The following is a 16708-nucleotide window of genomic DNA, read 5'->3' on the forward strand; positions in this document are numbered from 1 at the left end:
GCCGCCCCGCCCCGCCACTCAATTGACATGAACCGTCAATCGTCACCTCCGCGGCCACCTCGCCGCCGGCCCACCGTCACCCCCGCGCCCGCGCGCGCGAGGCCCGCCGGGGTTCGATTACGCTCAGAGGCATGGCCGACGCACCGTACAAGCTGATCCTCCTCCGCCACGGCGAGAGCGAATGGAACGCGAAGAACCTGTTCACCGGCTGGGTGGACGTCAACCTCAACGAGAAGGGCGAGAAGGAGGCGGTCCGCGGCGGTGAGCTGCTCAAGGACGCCGGCCTGCTGCCCGACGTGGTCCACACGTCGCTCCAGAAGCGCGCCATCCGCACGGCGCAGCTCGCCCTCGAAGCGGCCGACCGCCACTGGATCCCCGTCCACCGCAGCTGGCGCCTGAACGAGCGCCACTACGGCGCCCTCCAGGGCAAGGACAAGGCCCAGACGCTCGCCGAGTTCGGCGAGGAGCAGTTCATGCTGTGGCGCCGCTCGTACGACACCCCGCCGCCGGAGCTGGCCCGCGACGCCGAGTACTCCCAGTTCGAGGACCCGCGCTACGCGACGCTGCCCCCCGAGCTGCGCCCCCGGACGGAGTGCCTGAAGGACGTCGTCGTCCGCATGCTCCCGTACTGGTTCGACGGCATCGTCCCCGACCTCCTGACCGGCAGGACGGTCCTGGTCGCGGCGCACGGCAACAGCCTGCGCGCCCTGGTCAAGCACCTGGACGGCATCTCGGACGCCGACATCGCGGGCCTGAACATCCCCACCGGCATCCCGCTCTCCTACGAACTGGACGCCGCCTTCAAGCCCCTGAACCCGGGCGGCACCTACCTCGACCCGGAGGCCGCGAAGGCGGCGATCGAGGCGGTCAAGAACCAGGGCAAGAAGAAGTAACCCCGAACGACGCCGGGCAGGCCCGGACGCGTGTGGCCCCCTGCCTGCGGATTCGTCCGCGGGCAGGGGGCTTTGCGCAGGCCCCCGGACCCTGCACGGCCCGAGAGCGAGAGGTGTCAGAAGTGATCCGAAAGTTGCAGGCGGTCGCGCTGGACTGCGCTGATCCGGTACGGCTCGCCACGTTCTACGCGGAGTTGCTCGGCGGCCGGGTGGTCATGGACGCCGACGACCCCGACTGGGTCGAGGTGCGGGGGTTCGAGGGAATTCCGCTGGCCTGCCAGCGGGTGGACGGCTACCGGCCGCCCGAATGGCCGGGCCAGGACCGGCCCCAACAGCTCCACCTGGACTTCGACGTGGACGACCTCGAAGGCGAGGAGAGGCGGGCGCTCGCCCTCGGCGCGACCGTGCTGGAGCGCACGGACCAGCTCCACCCGGGCACCAACTGGCGCGTCTACGCCGACCCGGCCGGCCACCCCTTCTGCCTCTGCCTCCACTGATGCCTCCCCTGGCCGCCCACGTCCCTGTGGACGGGGGCGGCCAGGGGTGCCGGCGCGGGGCCGGGGCGTCGTCAGCGCGTGAAGTTCAGGTACCTCCACGCCCCGTACGTCGTCGAGTTGACGTTGTCCCCCGAGGAGCCGTTCACGTACGCCGACCGGATCCGCGCCCGGATGCCGGAGCGGCCCGGGGCCTCCAGGCGGACCGTGGACCTGCCGTCGGGGCCGAGCGCGAAGTACTCCGAGCCCGTGGCGTGCCACTTGCGGTCCGAGCCGTACACCTGGACCTCGAAGCGCTGCTTGCGGCCCTTGTGGTACGTCATCGAGGTGGCGAGCACCGGGTCGGTGTCCTGGTGGAAGTAGTGGTACTTCGTGGAGCCGATCTCGCCCGTCTTGTAGTGCCCGGAGACGGCGGTGGACACCTTCACCCGGGCGTACGCCGTCGACGTGCCCTTCGCGGCGGCCGAGCGGGAGTCCCCGGCGAAGACGGCCGTCACCTTCGTGTCGCGCTTCATGTCGACCGTGGCCCTCAGGTCGCCGTGGGAGTTCACGGCGCCCCTCTTCACCAGCTTGTTCGGCTTGTCGGCGCCGTAGGGGTCGGCCCAGATCTCGACGGTGCGGTTCTTGTACGTCGGGCCGAGGTGCGCCGTGAAGGACACGTCCGCTCCGTAGCCGTACACCTTGCCGTTCTTGTCGAGCGTGAGGGCCGTCCTGGAGCGCGAGACCTCCACGGAGTCCGACGCGGTGACCGCCGCGTGCGTGGCGTCACCCGCGTACGTGACCCGGTACGTCACCTTGCCGCCGGCCGGCGGGGTGTCGGTGAAGGAGAAGGAGCCGTCCGCCTTGGTCCTGACCTCGGCGAGCGCCTTGCCGTCGGGGGACTCCAGGTCCTCGCGGGTGACGGCGAGGGGGATGCCGGCGGGCAGGTCCGCCCCGGCGAGCGTGCCCTTGACGGTGAGCCGCTCGGCCCGCGGCGCCTTCGGCGGCGCCTCGACCTTGAGCGTGGGCCGGGACTTGGCGGGATCGGTGAGGACCCGCAGCGAGAAGACGCCCTCGCTGTTGGAGGTGACCGCGAAGAGCCTGCTGCCGTCCGGCGCCCAGGCCAGGCCGCCCTCGGCGAGCGTGTCGCCGCCGCTGCTCTGGCCGGTGTTCGGGAACTCGTACTCCCGCACCTTGGACCACTCGCCCTGCCGGTAGATGTGCACGTCGGGCCCGTACCAGGAGGAGGTGCCCGCCGCCACGGTGCCGTCGGGGGCGATGTCGACGGCCGCGCCGTAGTCCCCGGAGTCATAACGGCCCAGCGGGGACAGGTCCTTGGTGGAGTACACCGGGTGGTAGTACGGAGAGCCGCTCGCCGTGACGACCTGCGTGCCGTCGGGCGAGACCGCGATGTCGTCGAAGAAGCCGCCCTCCACCGACTTGGTGACCCGCAGCTGCGGCTCGGGGCCCGAGACGTCGTACACCGTGAGGGCGTCCGCGCTCGTCTCCTTCTCGCCCGCGACGAGCAGCCCCGAGTCGGGGTCGGAGCCCAGCTCGGGGGCGGCGTAGAAGCTGGCCTCCCCGTCCTGGCCGAGGGCGACGACCGGCTCGTCCCCGGAGAGGTCGAGCGAGCCGATCCCGCCCGCGCCCGAAGGCCCGTAGCCGAACCACAGCTTGCCGCCGGCCCGCGCCAGCGTGCGCGGCTTCTCGGCGCCGTCGAGGGCGTAGCTCGCGCTCTGCGTGTACGAGGTCGTCTCCACGGAGACGATCCGGTTCAGGCCCGCGACGGCCGCGAGGACCTGCCGGGAGTCGGGCGAGAGGACGAGGCCGTCGACGTCCGGCAGCCCGTCCAGGGTCGCCTTGACGGTGCCCGCGTAGTCGGTGACGACGAGCTTGCCGCCCTTGGGGTCGGACACGTAGACGCGCTGGTGCGCGGCGTCGACCAGGACGTCGCCGACCGAGCGCACGGCGAGGAGCTCGGCGGAGTCCGCCGCCGCCGGGCCGGTGGTCGCGGCGACCAGCGCCGCGGAGCTGAAGAGGACCGCGAGCGCCGTCGCGGTCGAGAGGGTGCGCGTACGCACGGTGATGTGACCCCCCACATGAATGGCCCGAGCCGTCCGCCCTGGGCCGGAACCCCCGTCCACCGCGCAGGCTATGACATGTCTGTGACAGGCGGGGAGGGAGTTTCGGGAGGTGGCCCTCCCCGGCGGCCGGAAAGGACGTACGCGCGCGTGCGCCGTTGATGCGCCCTGCCCGGCGGGGGTGGAATGGCGGTGCAATGGCAGCAGGCGAGGCGACACGCCCCGTACGCCTTCGAGGAGGAGACCCATGGCCGAGTCCCCCAAGCCCGTGGTCATCGAGATGAACTGCAGCTGCGGCTCCGGCTGCTCGTGCGGCTGCCAGTCCGGCGGCTCATGCCAGTGCGGCGGCGGCTGCGGCTGACCCCCCCGGCGGGACCACACGTCCCGCCGCACGAACACACGTGCCCCGCACGACGACCTGTCTCGTGCGGGGCACGTGCACGCGCGGCGCCGGCCGGACCTCCGACCGTGCGGGGCACGTGCACGCGCGGCGCCGGCCGGACCTCCGACCGTGCGGGGCACGTGCACGCGCGGCGCCGGCCGGACCTCCGACCCTGCGGGGCACGCGCACGCGCGGCGCCCGAGCGGGCCTCAGGCCCCCTCCACCGCCGCCGGGCCCGTCGCCTGGATCTCGTCCGCGTGCTCGCCCGTGACCAGGTAGACGACCCGCTTCGCGACCGACACCGCGTGGTCCGCGAAGCGCTCGTAGTAGCGGCCGAGCAGCGTCACGTCGACGGCCGTCTCGATGCCGTGCTTCCAGCGGTCGTCCATCAGGTGCTGGAAGAGCGTGCGGTGCAGCTGGTCCATCTCGTCGTCGTCCTGCTCCAGCTGGAGCGCGAGATCGACGTCCTTGGTGATGATGACCTCCGCCGCCTTCGCCATCAGGCGCTGCGCGAGCTGGCCCATCTCCAGGATCGTGGCGTGCAGGTCGTGCGGCACCGCCGAGTCGGGGAAGCGCAGCCTGGCCAGCTTCGCGACGTGCTGGGCGAGGTCGCCCGAACGCTCCAGGTCGGCGCTCATCCGCAGCGACGTCACCACGATGCGCAGGTCGGTGGCGACCGGCTGCTGGCGCGCGAGCAGGGCTATCGCGCGCGCCTCCAGCTCGTGCTGGAGGTCGTCGACCTTCTGGTCGGCGGCGATCACACTCTCGGCCAGCTTCAGATCGGCGTCGAGCATGGCCGTCGTGGCGCGCCCGATCGCGGACCCGACCAGCCGGGCCATCTCGACCAGGCTCTCGCCGATCGAGTCAAGTTCCTCGTGGTACGCGTCGCGCATGTGGCTGTCCCTCTCTCGTACGTCCCAGGGGGCTGGCCCCTACGCTCCCACGGTGCGGCCCCGACGCGTCCGTTTCCGGCACCTCGCGTGAACCGCCCCCGTCATCAAGGTGAACTGTGGGCGACACGAGGCTCCGCCCGTGCTCGGCCGCACACCGGACCCTTCGGCAGAAATGAACCGGCGCCGTCTCCTCGGTGAACTCTGGGCGACGAGTGTTCGAGGCCGCACCCGAATGGCTGTGGCCGACACTCATCCGGCGCATAACCTGGGGACATGGACGTGAACGCGGCGGTCGCCGCAGCTGCAGCGATCGCCGGGGTGTGCACCGGCGTCATCGCCATGCTGGCGTTCCGCTGGAGCGAGCGCGACCAGAAACGCCCCACCCGGACCTCCCTGCACACCGACCCCGTACTGCCGCCCGGCGTGGACACGGTCCTGTCCGTGCTGCGCTCCAGCGCCGTCGTCCTCGACGAGGCCGACAGCGTGGTCAAGGCCAGCTCGGCGGCGTACGCCCTCGGGCTCGTGCGCGGCGGCAAGCTCGCCGTCGAGCCGATGCTCCAGATGGCCCGCGACACCCGCCGCGACGGCGAGATACGCCAGGTCGAACTGGACCTGCCCCGGCGCGGCACCGGCCGCGGCGAGGCCCTCGCGGTCTCCGCCCGCGTGGCGCCGCTCGGCTCCCGGCTCGTGCTGCTGCTCGTCGAGGACCTCACGGAGGCGCGCCGCATCGAGGCGGTGCGCCGCGACTTCGTGGCGAACGTGAGTCATGAGCTGAAGACCCCCGTGGGCGCCCTCAGCCTGCTCTCCGAGGCCGTCATGGACGCCTCCGAGGACCCCGAGGCGGTGGAGCGCTTCGCGGGGCGCATGCAGATCGAGGCGACCCGGCTCACCAACCTCGTGCAGGAGCTGATCGACCTCTCCCGGGTCCAGAACGACGACCCGCTGGAGGACGCCGAGCCGGTGCGGGTGGACGAACTGGTCGCGGAGGCCATCGACCGCAGCCGGCACCAGGCCTCCCACAAGCAGATCACCCTGGCCGCCGGGGGGACCGCCGACCTGCAGATCTGGGGCAACCGCGGCCAGCTGGCCGCGGCGCTCGGCAATCTCGTGGAGAACGCCGTGAACTACAGCCCCGCCCGCACCCGCGTCGGAATAGCCGCCCGGCGGGTCACCGCGCCGGGCGGCGACCACATCGAGGTGGCGGTCACCGACCAGGGGATCGGCATCTCCGACAAGGACAAGGAGCGCATCTTCGAGCGCTTCTACCGCGTCGACCCGGCCCGCTCCCGGGCCACCGGCGGCACCGGCCTCGGCCTCGCCATCGTCAAGCACGTGGCCGCCTCGCACGGCGGGGAGGTCACCGTGTGGAGCTCGGAGGGCCAGGGCTCCACCTTCACCCTGCGGCTGCCGGAGGCGGCCGCCCAGCGTGACCGCGGACCGGGTCACGGCGGCGGGCCCGGGAGCGGGCACGCCGTATCCGACGAGAACGCCGCGACCACCACGTACGAAACCATCCCTGCCCCGGAGGTCCTTCCGTGACCCGAGTGCTCGTCGTCGAGGACGAGGAATCCTTCAGCGACGCCCTGTCCTACATGCTCCGCAAAGAGGGCTTCGAGGTCGCCATCGCGGCCACCGGCCCGGACGGACTCGACGAATTCGAGCGCAACGGCGCCGACCTCGTCCTGCTCGACCTGATGCTGCCCGGCCTGCCCGGCACCGAGGTCTGCCGCCAGCTGCGCAGCCGCTCCAACGTCCCGGTGATCATGGTCACCGCCAAGGACAGCGAGATCGACAAGGTGGTCGGCCTGGAGATAGGGGCCGACGACTACGTCACCAAGCCCTTCTCCTCGCGAGAACTGGTCGCCCGCATCCGCGCGGTCCTGCGCCGCAGGGGCGAGCCGGAGGAGGTCGCCCCGCAGGCCCTGGAGGCGGGCCCCGTCCGCATGGACGTGGACCGCCACGTCGTCACCGTCTCCGGCTCCAAGATCGACCTGCCGCTGAAGGAGTTCGACCTCCTGGAGATGCTCCTGCGCAACGCGGGCCGCGTGCTGACCCGCATGCAGCTCATCGACCGCGTCTGGGGCGCGGACTACGTCGGCGACACCAAGACGCTGGACGTCCACGTCAAGCGGCTGCGCGCCAAGATCGAGCCGGACCCGGGGGCCCCGCGCTACCTGGTGACGGTGCGCGGCCTCGGCTACAAGTTCGAGCCGTAGACCGCGCGCGGCCGCACCCGCGCCGCCGCACATGCCGAAGGGCGGGCCCCCGTGGGGACCCGCCCTTCGGCGTAGCCGCGTACGTACGTACGTCGCTCAGTGCTCGGTGTCGCCGCCGGCGTCGGCGCCGTGCGAGGCGTCGTCCGACGGGTCCTCGGCCCCGCCGGAGGCGTGGTCCGCGGGCTCGCCGCTCGCGACGCCGGCCGGCTTGCCCGACGGGTCGGCGGGAGCGCCGGAGGCGGACTGCGAGGGCTTGCCGGACTTGGCGGGCCCGCCGCGCTCGGCACCCGGGGCCTGCGGCACCTCGGTCGGGCCCCACTTGGCGAAGTAGCTCTCGGCGGGCACGACGAACGCCCTGATCTTCACGTCGCCGGTGTCGCTGAAGGCGAAGGTGACCTGCTGGGCGTTGCCGTCCTTGACGGCGTCGCGGCCGCCGGGCAGGACGGCGGAGGCGTTGTCCTTGCCGCCGATGACGAGCGAGCCGCCGGCCGGGACGGTCAGCGGGCCGTTCGGCTTGGAGGCCTTGTCCTCCTTGCCGCGCGTGAGCTTGACCTTGTCGGCGGCGCCCTTGACCGAGATGGAGTTCAGGGTCTGGTCGGTCGTGCCTCCGTTGAAGATCGTCGCGGAGACGACGGCCGGGCCCTTGGCCTTCGGGTCCGGCTGCGTGATGACCATGGCGTTCTGGATCTTGATGTCACCGACGGAGGTCGCGGCGTTGTCCGGCTTGACCTCCAACGTCTGAGCGTTGTTGCCCGCGCCGCACGCGGCGAGCGAGGCGAGCGAGAACGCGATGGCGGTGGCGGCGAGGGCGCCGCGTCGAAGGCTGCGGCTCACGGCGGCGGCAACTCCTTGAACGTGGACGGTACGGGAGGGTCGGACGACCCTGAAGCCGTCCTAAGGGTGTGTCAGCGCGCTTAGGTTACCGAGCCGTTCCCGCGCCGCCGCACCCGACCCGCCCCTCGGCCCCGCCAGCCTCTTCCCGCCCTTCCCCGGGCCCGCTTCCCACCGGCCCACTCGGGCCGTTCGGCGGGGCCCTGGTCCGGCATTCACATAAGCGCCGGCAAGCGGCCGCCCGGGCGGAGACGCGGATTTTCCGGTAAGGAATGCGCGGGGCGCCGGAAATTGATCACCGGCCGCCGTGATCAATTCCGGAATCCCGGCGGACCGGGTGTGGCGCAGCTCTCCGCTCACCGAACGGAGTAGCGAAAGTTCACCGCTTGGAACCGCGCAAACCGGGACGTTCGGCCGCTCGGGGCGCCCGCGAGGGGGACGTAACGCCCCTGTTTCTCCCTCCCCGAAGAGCCGCTCCGACCTGCGAATACCCCGTTCCGGCGGCCCCGCGCAGCACGTTCCTGTTGCTGTTGTCAAGCCCCGAGATATGCCCTGACCTGCGAAAACGCCATTCAGAAGCGCCTGTTCTCGTGTTAGGATGGATAGCCACGGAAGGGGTACCTGTCACATGACGTTCAAGGTTGGCGACACCGTGGTCTATCCCCATCACGGGGCCGCGCTGATCGAGGCTATCGAAACTCGCCAGATCAAAGGCGTGGACAAGACCTACTTGGTGCTCAAGGTCGCCCAGGGCGACTTGACGGTGCGTGTGCCAGCGGACAATGCGGAGTTCGTCGGCGTGCGTGATGTGGTCGGTCAGGACGGGCTGGACCGGGTCTTCGAGGTGCTGCGCGCGCCGTACGCCGAAGAGCCCACGAACTGGTCGCGTCGTTACAAGGCGAATCTCGAGAAGCTCGCGTCCGGCGATGTCATCAAGGTCGCGGAAGTCGTGCGCGACCTGTGGCGTCGTGAGCGGGAGCGCGGACTGTCCGCCGGTGAGAAGCGCATGCTCGCCAAGGCACGGCAGATCCTGGTGAGCGAGCTCGCCCTCGCGGAGAACACGAACGAGGACAAGGCCGAGGCCCTGCTCGACGAGGTCCTCGCGTCCTGACGCCGGACGTGTCCCCGGTACGCGTCCCCGGACTCGTCCCTGGTGCAATGATCTCGGCGCAATAATGCCGCGGTGCCCGCTGACCCTTACAGGAGTCGCCGGGCGCTGCGGCATGTTCGTACCCGGAACGCATCCGGACATCCGCACAGGGCTCGGACAGCCGGCTCGACCAGATGTCACGGAAGGGTCCGGTCACCTTGTCCGCCCCCGCACGGTGAGGCCATACCCACGTCGGCCGAGCACACAAACCTGAACGGAACCGATGTCTAGCGAATCCCGCACCGCGGTGGTCATCCCCGCGGCCGGCCGGGGCGTGCGCCTCGGCCCTGGCGCCCCCAAAGCGCTCCGCGCGCTGAACGGCACCCCGATGCTCATCCACGCGGTCCGCGCCATGGCGGCTTCCCGCGCCGTCTCCCTGGTCGTCGTCGTGGCCCCGCCGGACGGCGCCGCCGAGGTCAAGACCCTTCTCGACGACCACGCGCTGCCCGAGCGGACCGACTTCCTCGTCGTCCCCGGCGGCGAGAGCCGTCAGGAGTCCGTACGGGCCGGCCTGGACGCGCTGCCGCCCGGCGTCGACATCGTGCTCGTGCACGACGCGGCCCGCCCGCTCGTGCCGGTCGAGACCGTCGACGGCGTCATCGCGGCCGTCCGCGAGGGGGCGCCCGCCGTGGTGCCCGCGCTGCCGCTCGCCGACACCGTCAAGCAGGTCGAGCCGGCGACGGTGCCGGGCGCCGCCGAGTCCGTCGTCGCCACGCCCGAGCGCGCCCGGCTGCGCGCCGTGCAGACCCCGCAGGGCTTCGACCGCGCCACGCTCGTACGCGCCCACGAGAGCGTCACCGGCCCCGTCACCGACGACGCCGGCATGGTCGAGCAGCTGGGCCGGCCCGTCGTCGTGGTGCCCGGGCACGAGGAGGCCTTCAAGGTGACGCGCCCCCTCGACCTCCTCCTCGCCGAGGCCGTCCTCGCCCGCCGGAGGGCCAACGATGGCTTCTGAGACGCCCGCCCCGGCCCCCGTGCTGCCCCTCGTCGGCATCGGCACCGACATCCACGCCTTCGAAGAGGGCCGCGAACTGTGGTGCGCCGGCCTGAAGTGGGAGGACGAGGGCCCGGGGCTCGCCGGACACTCCGACGCCGACGTCGTCGCCCACGCCGCGTGCAACGCGCTGTTCTCCGCGGCCGGCCTCGGCGACCTCGGCGCGCACTTCGGCACCGGCCGCCCCGAGTGGTCCGGCGCCTCCGGGCTCACCCTCCTCGCCGAGGCCGCCCGCATCGTGCGGGACGCCGGCTTCACCGTCGGCAATGTGGCCGTCCAGGTCATCGGCCCCCGCCCCAAGATCGGCAAGCGCCGCGACGAGGCGCAGAAGGTGCTCTCCGACGCGGCGGGCGCGCCCGTCTCGGTCTCCGGGGCCACCACCGACGGCCTCGGCTTCCCCGGGCGCGGCGAGGGGCTTGCCGCGATCGCCACCGCGTTGGTCGTACGCACGACGCCTTGAGGGCGATAACGGGTAGGCGTAGCTCTCGTACCGGCAAGGTTCGTAGAGCCCGCTGACCACGAAGGAGCGAAGCCATGTCCGCCGCCCTGTCCGACCAGCTCAAAGCCCTCCTCGACGCCCCGTCCTTCATCATCGTCGCCACCATCCAGCCCGACGGCAGCCCGCAGCTGTCGCCGGTCTGGGTGAAGCGGGACGGCGACGACGTCCTGTTCTCCACCACGCTCGGCCGCCGCAAGGAGCGGAACCTGCGCCGCGACCCGCGGGTGACGGTGCTGCTCCAGCCGTTCGACGCGCCTTACACGTACGCGGAGATCCGCGGCACCGCGCAGCTGACGACCGACGGCGGCCAGGAGCTGATCGACGAGCTGTCGCTGAAGTACACGGGCAAGGAGTACGCCGAGTTCAACCCCGCCGCCAAGGACGACGCCCCCCGGGTCGTGGTGCGCGTGTCGCCGCGCAAGGTCGTCGGGCGGGTCTGAGACCGCCGCGCGTCACGGTTCCGTGGCACCGGGGGCGGAGGGGGCGTGGGGCACTGCCCCGCGCCCACTACTCTGGAGTGGTGACGATTCGCCTGTACGACACCAGCGCCCGGCAGATCCGTGACTTCAGCCCCCTGCACGAAGGCTGTGTCTCGATCTACCTCTGTGGTGCCACGGTCCAGGCGGCCCCGCACATCGGGCACATCAGGTCGGGCCTGAACTTCGACATCATGCGCCGCTGGTTCGCCTACCGCGGCTACGACGTGACGTTCGTGCGGAACGTGACCGACATCGACGACAAGATCATCAAGAAGTCGGCCGAGCAGGACCGCCCCTGGTGGTCGATCGGGTACGAGAACGAGCGGGCCTTCAACAGCGGCTACGACGCGCTGGGCTGCCTGCCGCCCACCTACGAACCGCGCGCCACCGGCCACATCACCGAGATGGTCGAGATGATGCGCGGCCTCATCGAGCGCGGCCACGCCTACGAGGCCGACGGCAACGTCTACTTCGACGTGAAGTCCTTCCCCGGCTACCTGGAGCTGTCCAACCAGGAGCTGGACAACCTGCTCCAGCCCTCGGGCGAGGGCGAGACCGGCAAGCGCGACTCCCGTGACTTCGCCATGTGGAAGTCCGCCAAGGAGGGCGAGCCCAGCTGGGAGACGCCCTGGGGGCGCGGCCGTCCCGGCTGGCACCTGGAGTGCTCGGCGATGGCCCACAAGTACCTCGGCCGGGAGTTCGACATCCACGGCGGCGGGATCGACCTGATCTTCCCCCACCACGACAACGAGATCGCCCAGGCCAAGGCCTTCGGCGACGCGTTCGCGCGCTACTGGGTGCACAACGGCTGGGTCACCATGAGCGGCGAGAAAATGTCCAAGTCGCTGGGCAACTCGGTCCTCGTCAGCGAGATGGTCAAGCAGTGGCGCCCCATCGTCCTGCGCTACTACCTGGGCACCCCGCACTACCGCTCGATGATCGAGTACAGCCCGGAGGCGCTGCGCGAGGCCGAGTCCGCGTTCGCCCGCATCGAGGGCTTCGTGCAGCGCGTGGTGGAGAAGGCCGGCGGGGCCGTCGAGCCCGCCGCCCAGGTGCCGCCCGCGTTCGCCGACGCCATGGACGACGACATGGGCGTCCCGCAGGCGCTGGCCATCGTGCACACCACGGTCCGCCAGGGCAACAGCGCCCTGGCCGCCGACGACAAGGAAGCCGCCGTCGCCCGGCTGGCCGAGGTGCGGGCCATGCTCGGCGTCCTCGGCCTCGACCCGCTCGACCCGCACTGGGCCGGCGCGGAGAGCGACCGCGGCGAGGACCTCCACGGCGTCGTGGACACCCTCGTGCGCATGGTCCTCGACCAGCGCGAGGCCGCCCGGGGCCGCAAGGACTGGGGCACCGCCGACGCCATCCGCGACCAGCTGAACCAGTCGGGCCTCGTCATCGAGGACGGCCCGAGCGGCCCCCGCTGGACGCTCGGCCCGCGCTAGCACCCCGCTGATGGTGCCGCCCGGCCAAGTGGGCGGCACACTGCATAGACGTACACCTTTCGCGCGTACGGACGTACGCGCCACCGCAACACGACAGACAGGTAGGTCATGGCCGCTAACAACCGCCGCATGTCCGGCAAGAAGGGCGCGCAGGTCGGCAGCGGCGGCAATCGGCGCCGCGGCCTTGAGGGCAAGGGTCCGACGCCGCCCGCCGAGGCGCGCAAGGGGCATGTGAAGAACCGCATCGCCACGGCCAAGGCCAAGAAGGCCACGGGCCGCCGCCCCGCGCCCAAGGGGCGCGGCGGCAGGTCGTCCTCCGAGATGGTCGTCGGCCGCAACCCGGTCTTCGAGGCGCTGCGCGACGGCGTCCCCGCCACGATGCTCTACGTCCAGCAGTTCATCGACAACGACGAGCGGGTGCGCGAGGCGCTCCAGCTCGCGGCCGAGCGCGGCGGCATCCACCTGATGGAGGCCCCGCGGCCCGAGCTGGACCGCATGACGAACGGCCTCAACCACCAGGGCCTCGTCCTCCAGGTCCCGCCGTACGAGTACGCGCACCCCGAGGACCTCGTCGCCGCCGCCCACGACGCCGGCGAGGACCCGCTGATCGTCGCCCTCGACGGCGTGACGGACCCGCGCAACCTCGGCGCGATCGTGCGCTCCGTGACCGCGTTCGGCGGCCACGGCGTCGTCGTGCCCGAGCGGCGGGCCGCCGGCATGACGGCCGGCGCCTGGAAGACGTCGGCCGGTACGGCCGCGCGCACGCCGGTCGCCCGCTGCACGAACCTGACGCGCGCCCTGGAGGCGTACAAGAAGGCGGGCATCGCCGTCGTCGGTCTCGCCGCGGACGGCGAGCACGAGGTCGGGGACCTGGCGGCGCTCAGCGGCCCGGTCGTCGTCGTGGTCGGCAGCGAGGGCAAGGGCCTGTCCCGCCTCGTCGGCGAGACCTGCGACTTCCGGGTGCGCATCCCGATGCCGGGCGGCGCCGAGTCGCTGAACGCCGGTGTCGCCGCGGGCGTGGTGCTGTACGAGGCCGCGCGGCGCCGCGCGTAGGTGTTGCGGGGCGTACAGATGTCCGGACCGTGTGATCCCTTGACGGGGGTCTCTTGACGCGGTCCGGACATTTCCGCGTGGTCAAGGCAGTGTCCTAACCACACGTCACTCGGTTAGATGAGTGTGGACACCAGAACACCCCGCACTCCCACAGGGGGAAGCTCGTCAGGCTTCGACGAAGCTCCCGCGCTGAGCATGGTGAAGGTGCCGAGCGACCCGGCGCAGGTCATCGTCGCGCACGCGAGCTTCCGCGTGCAGCTCCCCGCCGCTGGGCGCATTCAATCCCCGCGCATCTCCCGGCACTTGGGCCTGCCCGAGACGACGGTGCGCCTGCCCGCCGTGGGCGAGGCCGCCAGGCGCCGCGCGCCCGTCGTCTGGAGCGGGAAGTCCGCCCCGGACGACACCGGCGCGATCAGACTGCTGCAGGCCGTGCGCGGCAGCAGCGTGCGCCGCTCCGCCGAGGAGCCGGGGCCCTACGACGGCGGCGCCACCCAGGTCATCCCGCGCTTCGGCGTGGACGAGGGCCCCGAGACGACCCCGACGCCCGCCGTCGTGGGCCCGCGCGCCGCGGCCCCGCAGACCCAGCTGCTGCCGCAGATGCGCCTGCCCAGCAGCGACTACGACGAGCGGCTCGCCCAGGAGCGCGAGCGCTTCGACGACGACGCGTACGACCACGAGGACGACGAGGGCGGTGCCGAGGAGCGCAGGCGCCGCCGGGGCAACGACCCGGTCCGGCACGCCTACTACCCCGGCCGCCGGATGAACCTCGGCGTGGTCCTGCTCCCGCTGCGCGTCTTCCTCGGCTTCATCTCGATCTACGCCGGCATGGGCAAGCTGTGCGACCCCGTCTATTTCGACGGCGGCGAGCGCGGCTCCATGGTCAAGTGGCTCCACTCGCTGCACCCCTGGGCGCTCGCCGAACCGCTGCGCGACTTCGCCCTCCAGCACCCGGTGGGCGCCGGGCTCACCATCGCCTTCCTCCAGGTGCTCGCCGGTGTCCTGACGGTGCTCGGGCTCTGGCAGCGGGTCGCCGCCAGTGTCGGTGTGCTGCTCTCCGCCGCGCTCATCGTCACCGTCAGCTGGAAGACCGTCCCCGCCTACGACGCGCCGGACATCATCTACCTCGCCGCCTGGTCGCCGCTGATCATCGCGGGCGCCCCCGTCTACTCCGTCGACGGACGCCTCGCGGGAGAGGCCTGGCGCACGCTCGGGCCGCGCGCCGACATCTGGGACCTGCGGCGGCGGGTGCTGCGGCGCGGCGCCCTGATCGGCGGCGTCGCGATCGGTCTGACGCTGCTGCTCGGCTCGCTGCTGGGCGGCGCGGTGCGGGACGCGGACCGGATCGTGGTGCCCGGGCCCGGCGAGTCCCCGCGCAACGAACTGCCGGGCTCCCCGCTCCCCGGGGACCCCGCGAAGAAGCGGCAGGAGCGCAAGCCGCACACCCCCTCCGCCTCGCCGGACTCCCCGACGCAGGGCAGCTCCGCGCAGCCCTCGCAGGGCGCCACGGCGCCGGGGGCCGCGCCGGAGACGGGCACGGTGGGCTCCACGCAGCCGAGCCAGGTCCAGGGCAGCAGCACGGCGGGCCAGGCACCGCCGCAGCAGTCGGCGCCCCAGCAGCAGCGGCAACAGCAGCAGCAACCGCCGGCCGCGACGGCGGGTCCGGCGACCAGCGGGGGCAGCACCGGTGGCGGCGGCACGGGCGGTGCCGGTGGTTCGGCGTCCGGCGGGTCCGGCGGCGAGCGGCCGGGCGGCCTCCTGGGCGGTGTCCTCGGCCGCTGACCCCGGCTCTCGTCCGTACGTACATCGAAGGGGCCCCGCACACATGCTGTGCGGGGCCCCTTCGACGTACGGACGGAAAGCGGCGGGGCGGGGGCCTCAACGGGCCTGGGCGGCCAGTTCCTTGGCGGCCTCGGTGAGGTCCTTCGCCGTGTCGATCGCGCGCCAGTAGGCGCCCTGCGGCAGCGGGAAGCCCGCCAGGCGCTTCTCGCGGGCCAGCCGGGGGAACGTGGTGCGCTCGTGGTCGCCGAGGTCCGGCAGGAGCGCGGTGAAGGACGAGGAGAAGACGTAGACGCCCGCGTTGATGAGGTACGGGGACGGCGGGGCCTCGACGAAGTCCGTGATGTGGCCGAAGGTGTCCGTCTCGACGGCGCCCCACGGGATGCGGGGGCGGGCCAGGGCGAGGGTCGCGGTGGCGTCCCGCTCGGCGTGGAAGGCCGCCATGTCGCGCAGCGAGAAGCGGGTCCAGATGTCGCCGTTCGTCGCGTACCAGGGGCGGTCGGCGTGGGGGAGGTGGCGGGCGGCGTACTTGAGGCCGCCGCCGCGGCCGAGGGGTTCCTTCTCGACGACCGTGGTGACGTTCAGCGGGAGGTCGGCGGAGTCGAGCCACTCCTGGAGGACCTCGGCGAGGTGGCCGCAGGAGACGACGGCGTCCGTGACGCCCTCCGCGGCCAGCCAGGCAAGCTGATGGCCGATGATCGGGGTCCCCGTGCCGGGGATCTCGACCATCGGCTTGGGCCGGTCGTCGGTGTACGGCCTCAGGCGGGAGCCCTGGCCGCCGGCCAGGACTACGGCCTGCGTGGGGTTCAGCGTGGTCATGGCGGAAACCCTACGGCGTGCTCACGCCGAAGACCCCACGCCGCGGTGCGGGCCGCTCGGCTCAGCGGTTCTGGTGGGCCGCCACACCCGCCGCGTAGGACGTGTCGCACACGGGCCTGGCGTACGACTGGGCGCGCGTCGGGCCGTACTTGCGCACGGCGGCGCGGCCGAGGGCGCGGGCGATGGCCGCGCAGTGGCGGGCCAGCGACGGATGGCGGTCCACCTCCTGCTGGAGGTGGGTGAGGGTGGTGCCGGGGTTCTTCTCCTGGAGTTCCAGGAGCAGCCGGTCGCGCAGGATGTCCTGCGGGGCGCGGGACTTGGCCGGCACGGAGAGGTTGTCGGCGGATGCGGTCAGCATCGAATCCGAGGTGCTCCCCGACCAGTTGACGCTGGTGACCGCGAGGGTCCCGGAAAGCACCAGCATCACGGGCAGGACGAGAGCGAGCGTGCGGCCGATGCGGCGGGCGGGGCCCCGGTGGGCTCGGCGCGGCTTCTGGGTGTAGTTGGCGGAGTGCGTCACGCGAGGCAGCGTAGCGCTCGGTGATGATTTGGCGACATTTTGTCACTCGGTCGAGCGACGACGAAGGAGGTTTCTCTGGCGCGGTGTTGACGCGGGCGGGGCGCGGCGGGGGCGAAATGCCGGGTGTGCCGGGGTATTTGTCGACAACGCCGTCGTCGTGGGCGGGCCCGGCGGGCCCGGCGGAGACGCCGAGGGGCCCCGCGC

Annotated in this window: 16 protein-coding genes; 11 read left to right on the forward strand and 5 right to left on the reverse strand. The window is 72.3% G+C overall.

Annotated features, from left to right (window positions below; genetic code table 11):
* Positions 1 to 131: 131 nt before the first annotated feature.
* On the forward strand, positions 132 to 893 hold the full coding sequence (locus ABZ385_RS24560; protein ID WP_358586191.1) for a phosphoglyceromutase: 762 nt from the start codon (positions 132 to 134) through the stop codon (positions 891 to 893).
* A 122-nt stretch (positions 894 to 1015) separates the two neighbouring features.
* Positions 1016 to 1390: a VOC family protein gene (locus ABZ385_RS24565; RefSeq protein WP_358586192.1), complete on the forward strand. Its 375-nt coding sequence runs from the start codon at positions 1016 to 1018 to the stop codon at positions 1388 to 1390.
* Positions 1391 to 1461: 71 nt separating this feature from the next.
* On the opposite strand, the gene ABZ385_RS24570 is transcribed toward ABZ385_RS24565, so the two are convergent.
* Positions 1462 to 3447 (reverse strand): WD40 repeat domain-containing protein, encoded by a 1986-nt coding sequence (locus ABZ385_RS24570; protein ID WP_358913170.1) that lies wholly within the window; start codon positions 3445 to 3447, stop codon positions 1462 to 1464.
* 591 nt (positions 3448 to 4038) lie between these two features.
* A complete protein-coding gene (phoU, locus tag ABZ385_RS24575; RefSeq protein ID WP_358586195.1) occupies positions 4039 to 4722 on the reverse strand; it encodes a phosphate signaling complex protein PhoU in 684 nt (227 codons plus the stop codon).
* Positions 4723 to 4995: 273 nt separating this feature from the next.
* Between phoU and ABZ385_RS24580 the strand changes: the two genes are divergently transcribed.
* Positions 4996 to 6261, forward strand: a complete 1266-nt coding sequence (locus ABZ385_RS24580) for an ATP-binding protein (RefSeq protein WP_358586197.1) — start codon at positions 4996 to 4998, stop codon at positions 6259 to 6261.
* Positions 6258 to 6938 carry a response regulator transcription factor gene (locus ABZ385_RS24585; RefSeq protein ID WP_127911779.1) on the forward strand — a complete coding sequence of 227 codons (681 nt, stop codon included), beginning with the start codon at positions 6258 to 6260 and terminating at the stop codon, positions 6936 to 6938. The genes ABZ385_RS24580 and ABZ385_RS24585 overlap by 4 nt, the downstream gene beginning before the upstream one ends.
* A 96-nt stretch (positions 6939 to 7034) precedes the next feature.
* Here the strand turns inward: ABZ385_RS24585 and ABZ385_RS24590 are convergent, their stop codons facing one another.
* Positions 7035 to 7772 (reverse strand): copper chaperone PCu(A)C, encoded by a 738-nt coding sequence (locus tag ABZ385_RS24590; RefSeq protein ID WP_358913171.1) that lies wholly within the window; start codon positions 7770 to 7772, stop codon positions 7035 to 7037.
* A 625-nt stretch (positions 7773 to 8397) separates the two neighbouring features.
* Here ABZ385_RS24590 and ABZ385_RS24595 point away from each other — a divergent pair.
* The 7 genes from ABZ385_RS24595 (at position 8398) to ABZ385_RS24625 (ending at position 15168) form a co-directional block, all read left to right on the forward strand.
* A complete protein-coding gene (locus ABZ385_RS24595) occupies positions 8398 to 8880 on the forward strand; it encodes a CarD family transcriptional regulator (protein WP_003953493.1) in 483 nt (160 codons plus the stop codon).
* 262 nt (positions 8881 to 9142) lie between these two features.
* Complete coding sequence (gene ispD, locus ABZ385_RS24600; protein WP_358913173.1) at positions 9143 to 9874, forward strand: 2-C-methyl-D-erythritol 4-phosphate cytidylyltransferase; 732 nt, start codon at positions 9143 to 9145, stop codon at positions 9872 to 9874.
* The gene (gene ispF / locus ABZ385_RS24605; RefSeq protein WP_358582744.1) at positions 9864 to 10373 is read left to right on the forward strand and encodes a 2-C-methyl-D-erythritol 2,4-cyclodiphosphate synthase; all 510 of its coding nucleotides are present in this window, start codon (positions 9864 to 9866) and stop codon (positions 10371 to 10373) included. Before ispD ends, ispF begins: the two co-directional genes overlap by 11 nt.
* A 74-nt stretch (positions 10374 to 10447) precedes the next feature.
* Positions 10448 to 10852, forward strand: coding sequence for a PPOX class F420-dependent oxidoreductase (locus ABZ385_RS24610; protein ID WP_358913174.1), 405 nt, complete (start codon positions 10448 to 10450; stop codon positions 10850 to 10852).
* Positions 10853 to 10932: 80 nt separating this feature from the next.
* Positions 10933 to 12336 (forward strand): cysteine--tRNA ligase, encoded by a 1404-nt coding sequence (gene cysS / locus ABZ385_RS24615; protein WP_358582738.1) that lies wholly within the window; start codon positions 10933 to 10935, stop codon positions 12334 to 12336.
* A gap of 108 nt (positions 12337 to 12444) precedes the next feature.
* On the forward strand, positions 12445 to 13389 hold the full coding sequence (gene rlmB / locus ABZ385_RS24620; protein WP_358582735.1) for a 23S rRNA (guanosine(2251)-2'-O)-methyltransferase RlmB: 945 nt from the start codon (positions 12445 to 12447) through the stop codon (positions 13387 to 13389).
* A gap of 117 nt (positions 13390 to 13506) precedes the next feature.
* Positions 13507 to 15168 carry a DoxX family protein gene (locus tag ABZ385_RS24625; RefSeq protein WP_358913176.1) on the forward strand — a complete coding sequence of 554 codons (1662 nt, stop codon included), beginning with the start codon at positions 13507 to 13509 and terminating at the stop codon, positions 15166 to 15168.
* A gap of 96 nt (positions 15169 to 15264) precedes the next feature.
* Here ABZ385_RS24625 and ABZ385_RS24630 read toward each other — a convergent pair whose 3' ends face one another.
* Both ABZ385_RS24630 and ABZ385_RS24635 read right to left on the reverse strand, forming a co-directional pair.
* The gene (locus ABZ385_RS24630) at positions 15265 to 15984 is read right to left on the reverse strand and encodes a nucleotidyltransferase family protein (protein ID WP_358582729.1); all 720 of its coding nucleotides are present in this window, start codon (positions 15982 to 15984) and stop codon (positions 15265 to 15267) included.
* 61 nt (positions 15985 to 16045) lie between these two features.
* Complete coding sequence (locus ABZ385_RS24635) at positions 16046 to 16504, reverse strand: hypothetical protein (RefSeq protein WP_358582726.1); 459 nt, start codon at positions 16502 to 16504, stop codon at positions 16046 to 16048.
* Positions 16505 to 16708 lie beyond the last annotated feature (204 nt).

The organism is Streptomyces sp. NPDC005898 (assembly GCF_040629635.1).
Classification (GTDB): Bacteria; Actinomycetota; Actinomycetes; order Streptomycetales; family Streptomycetaceae; genus Streptomyces.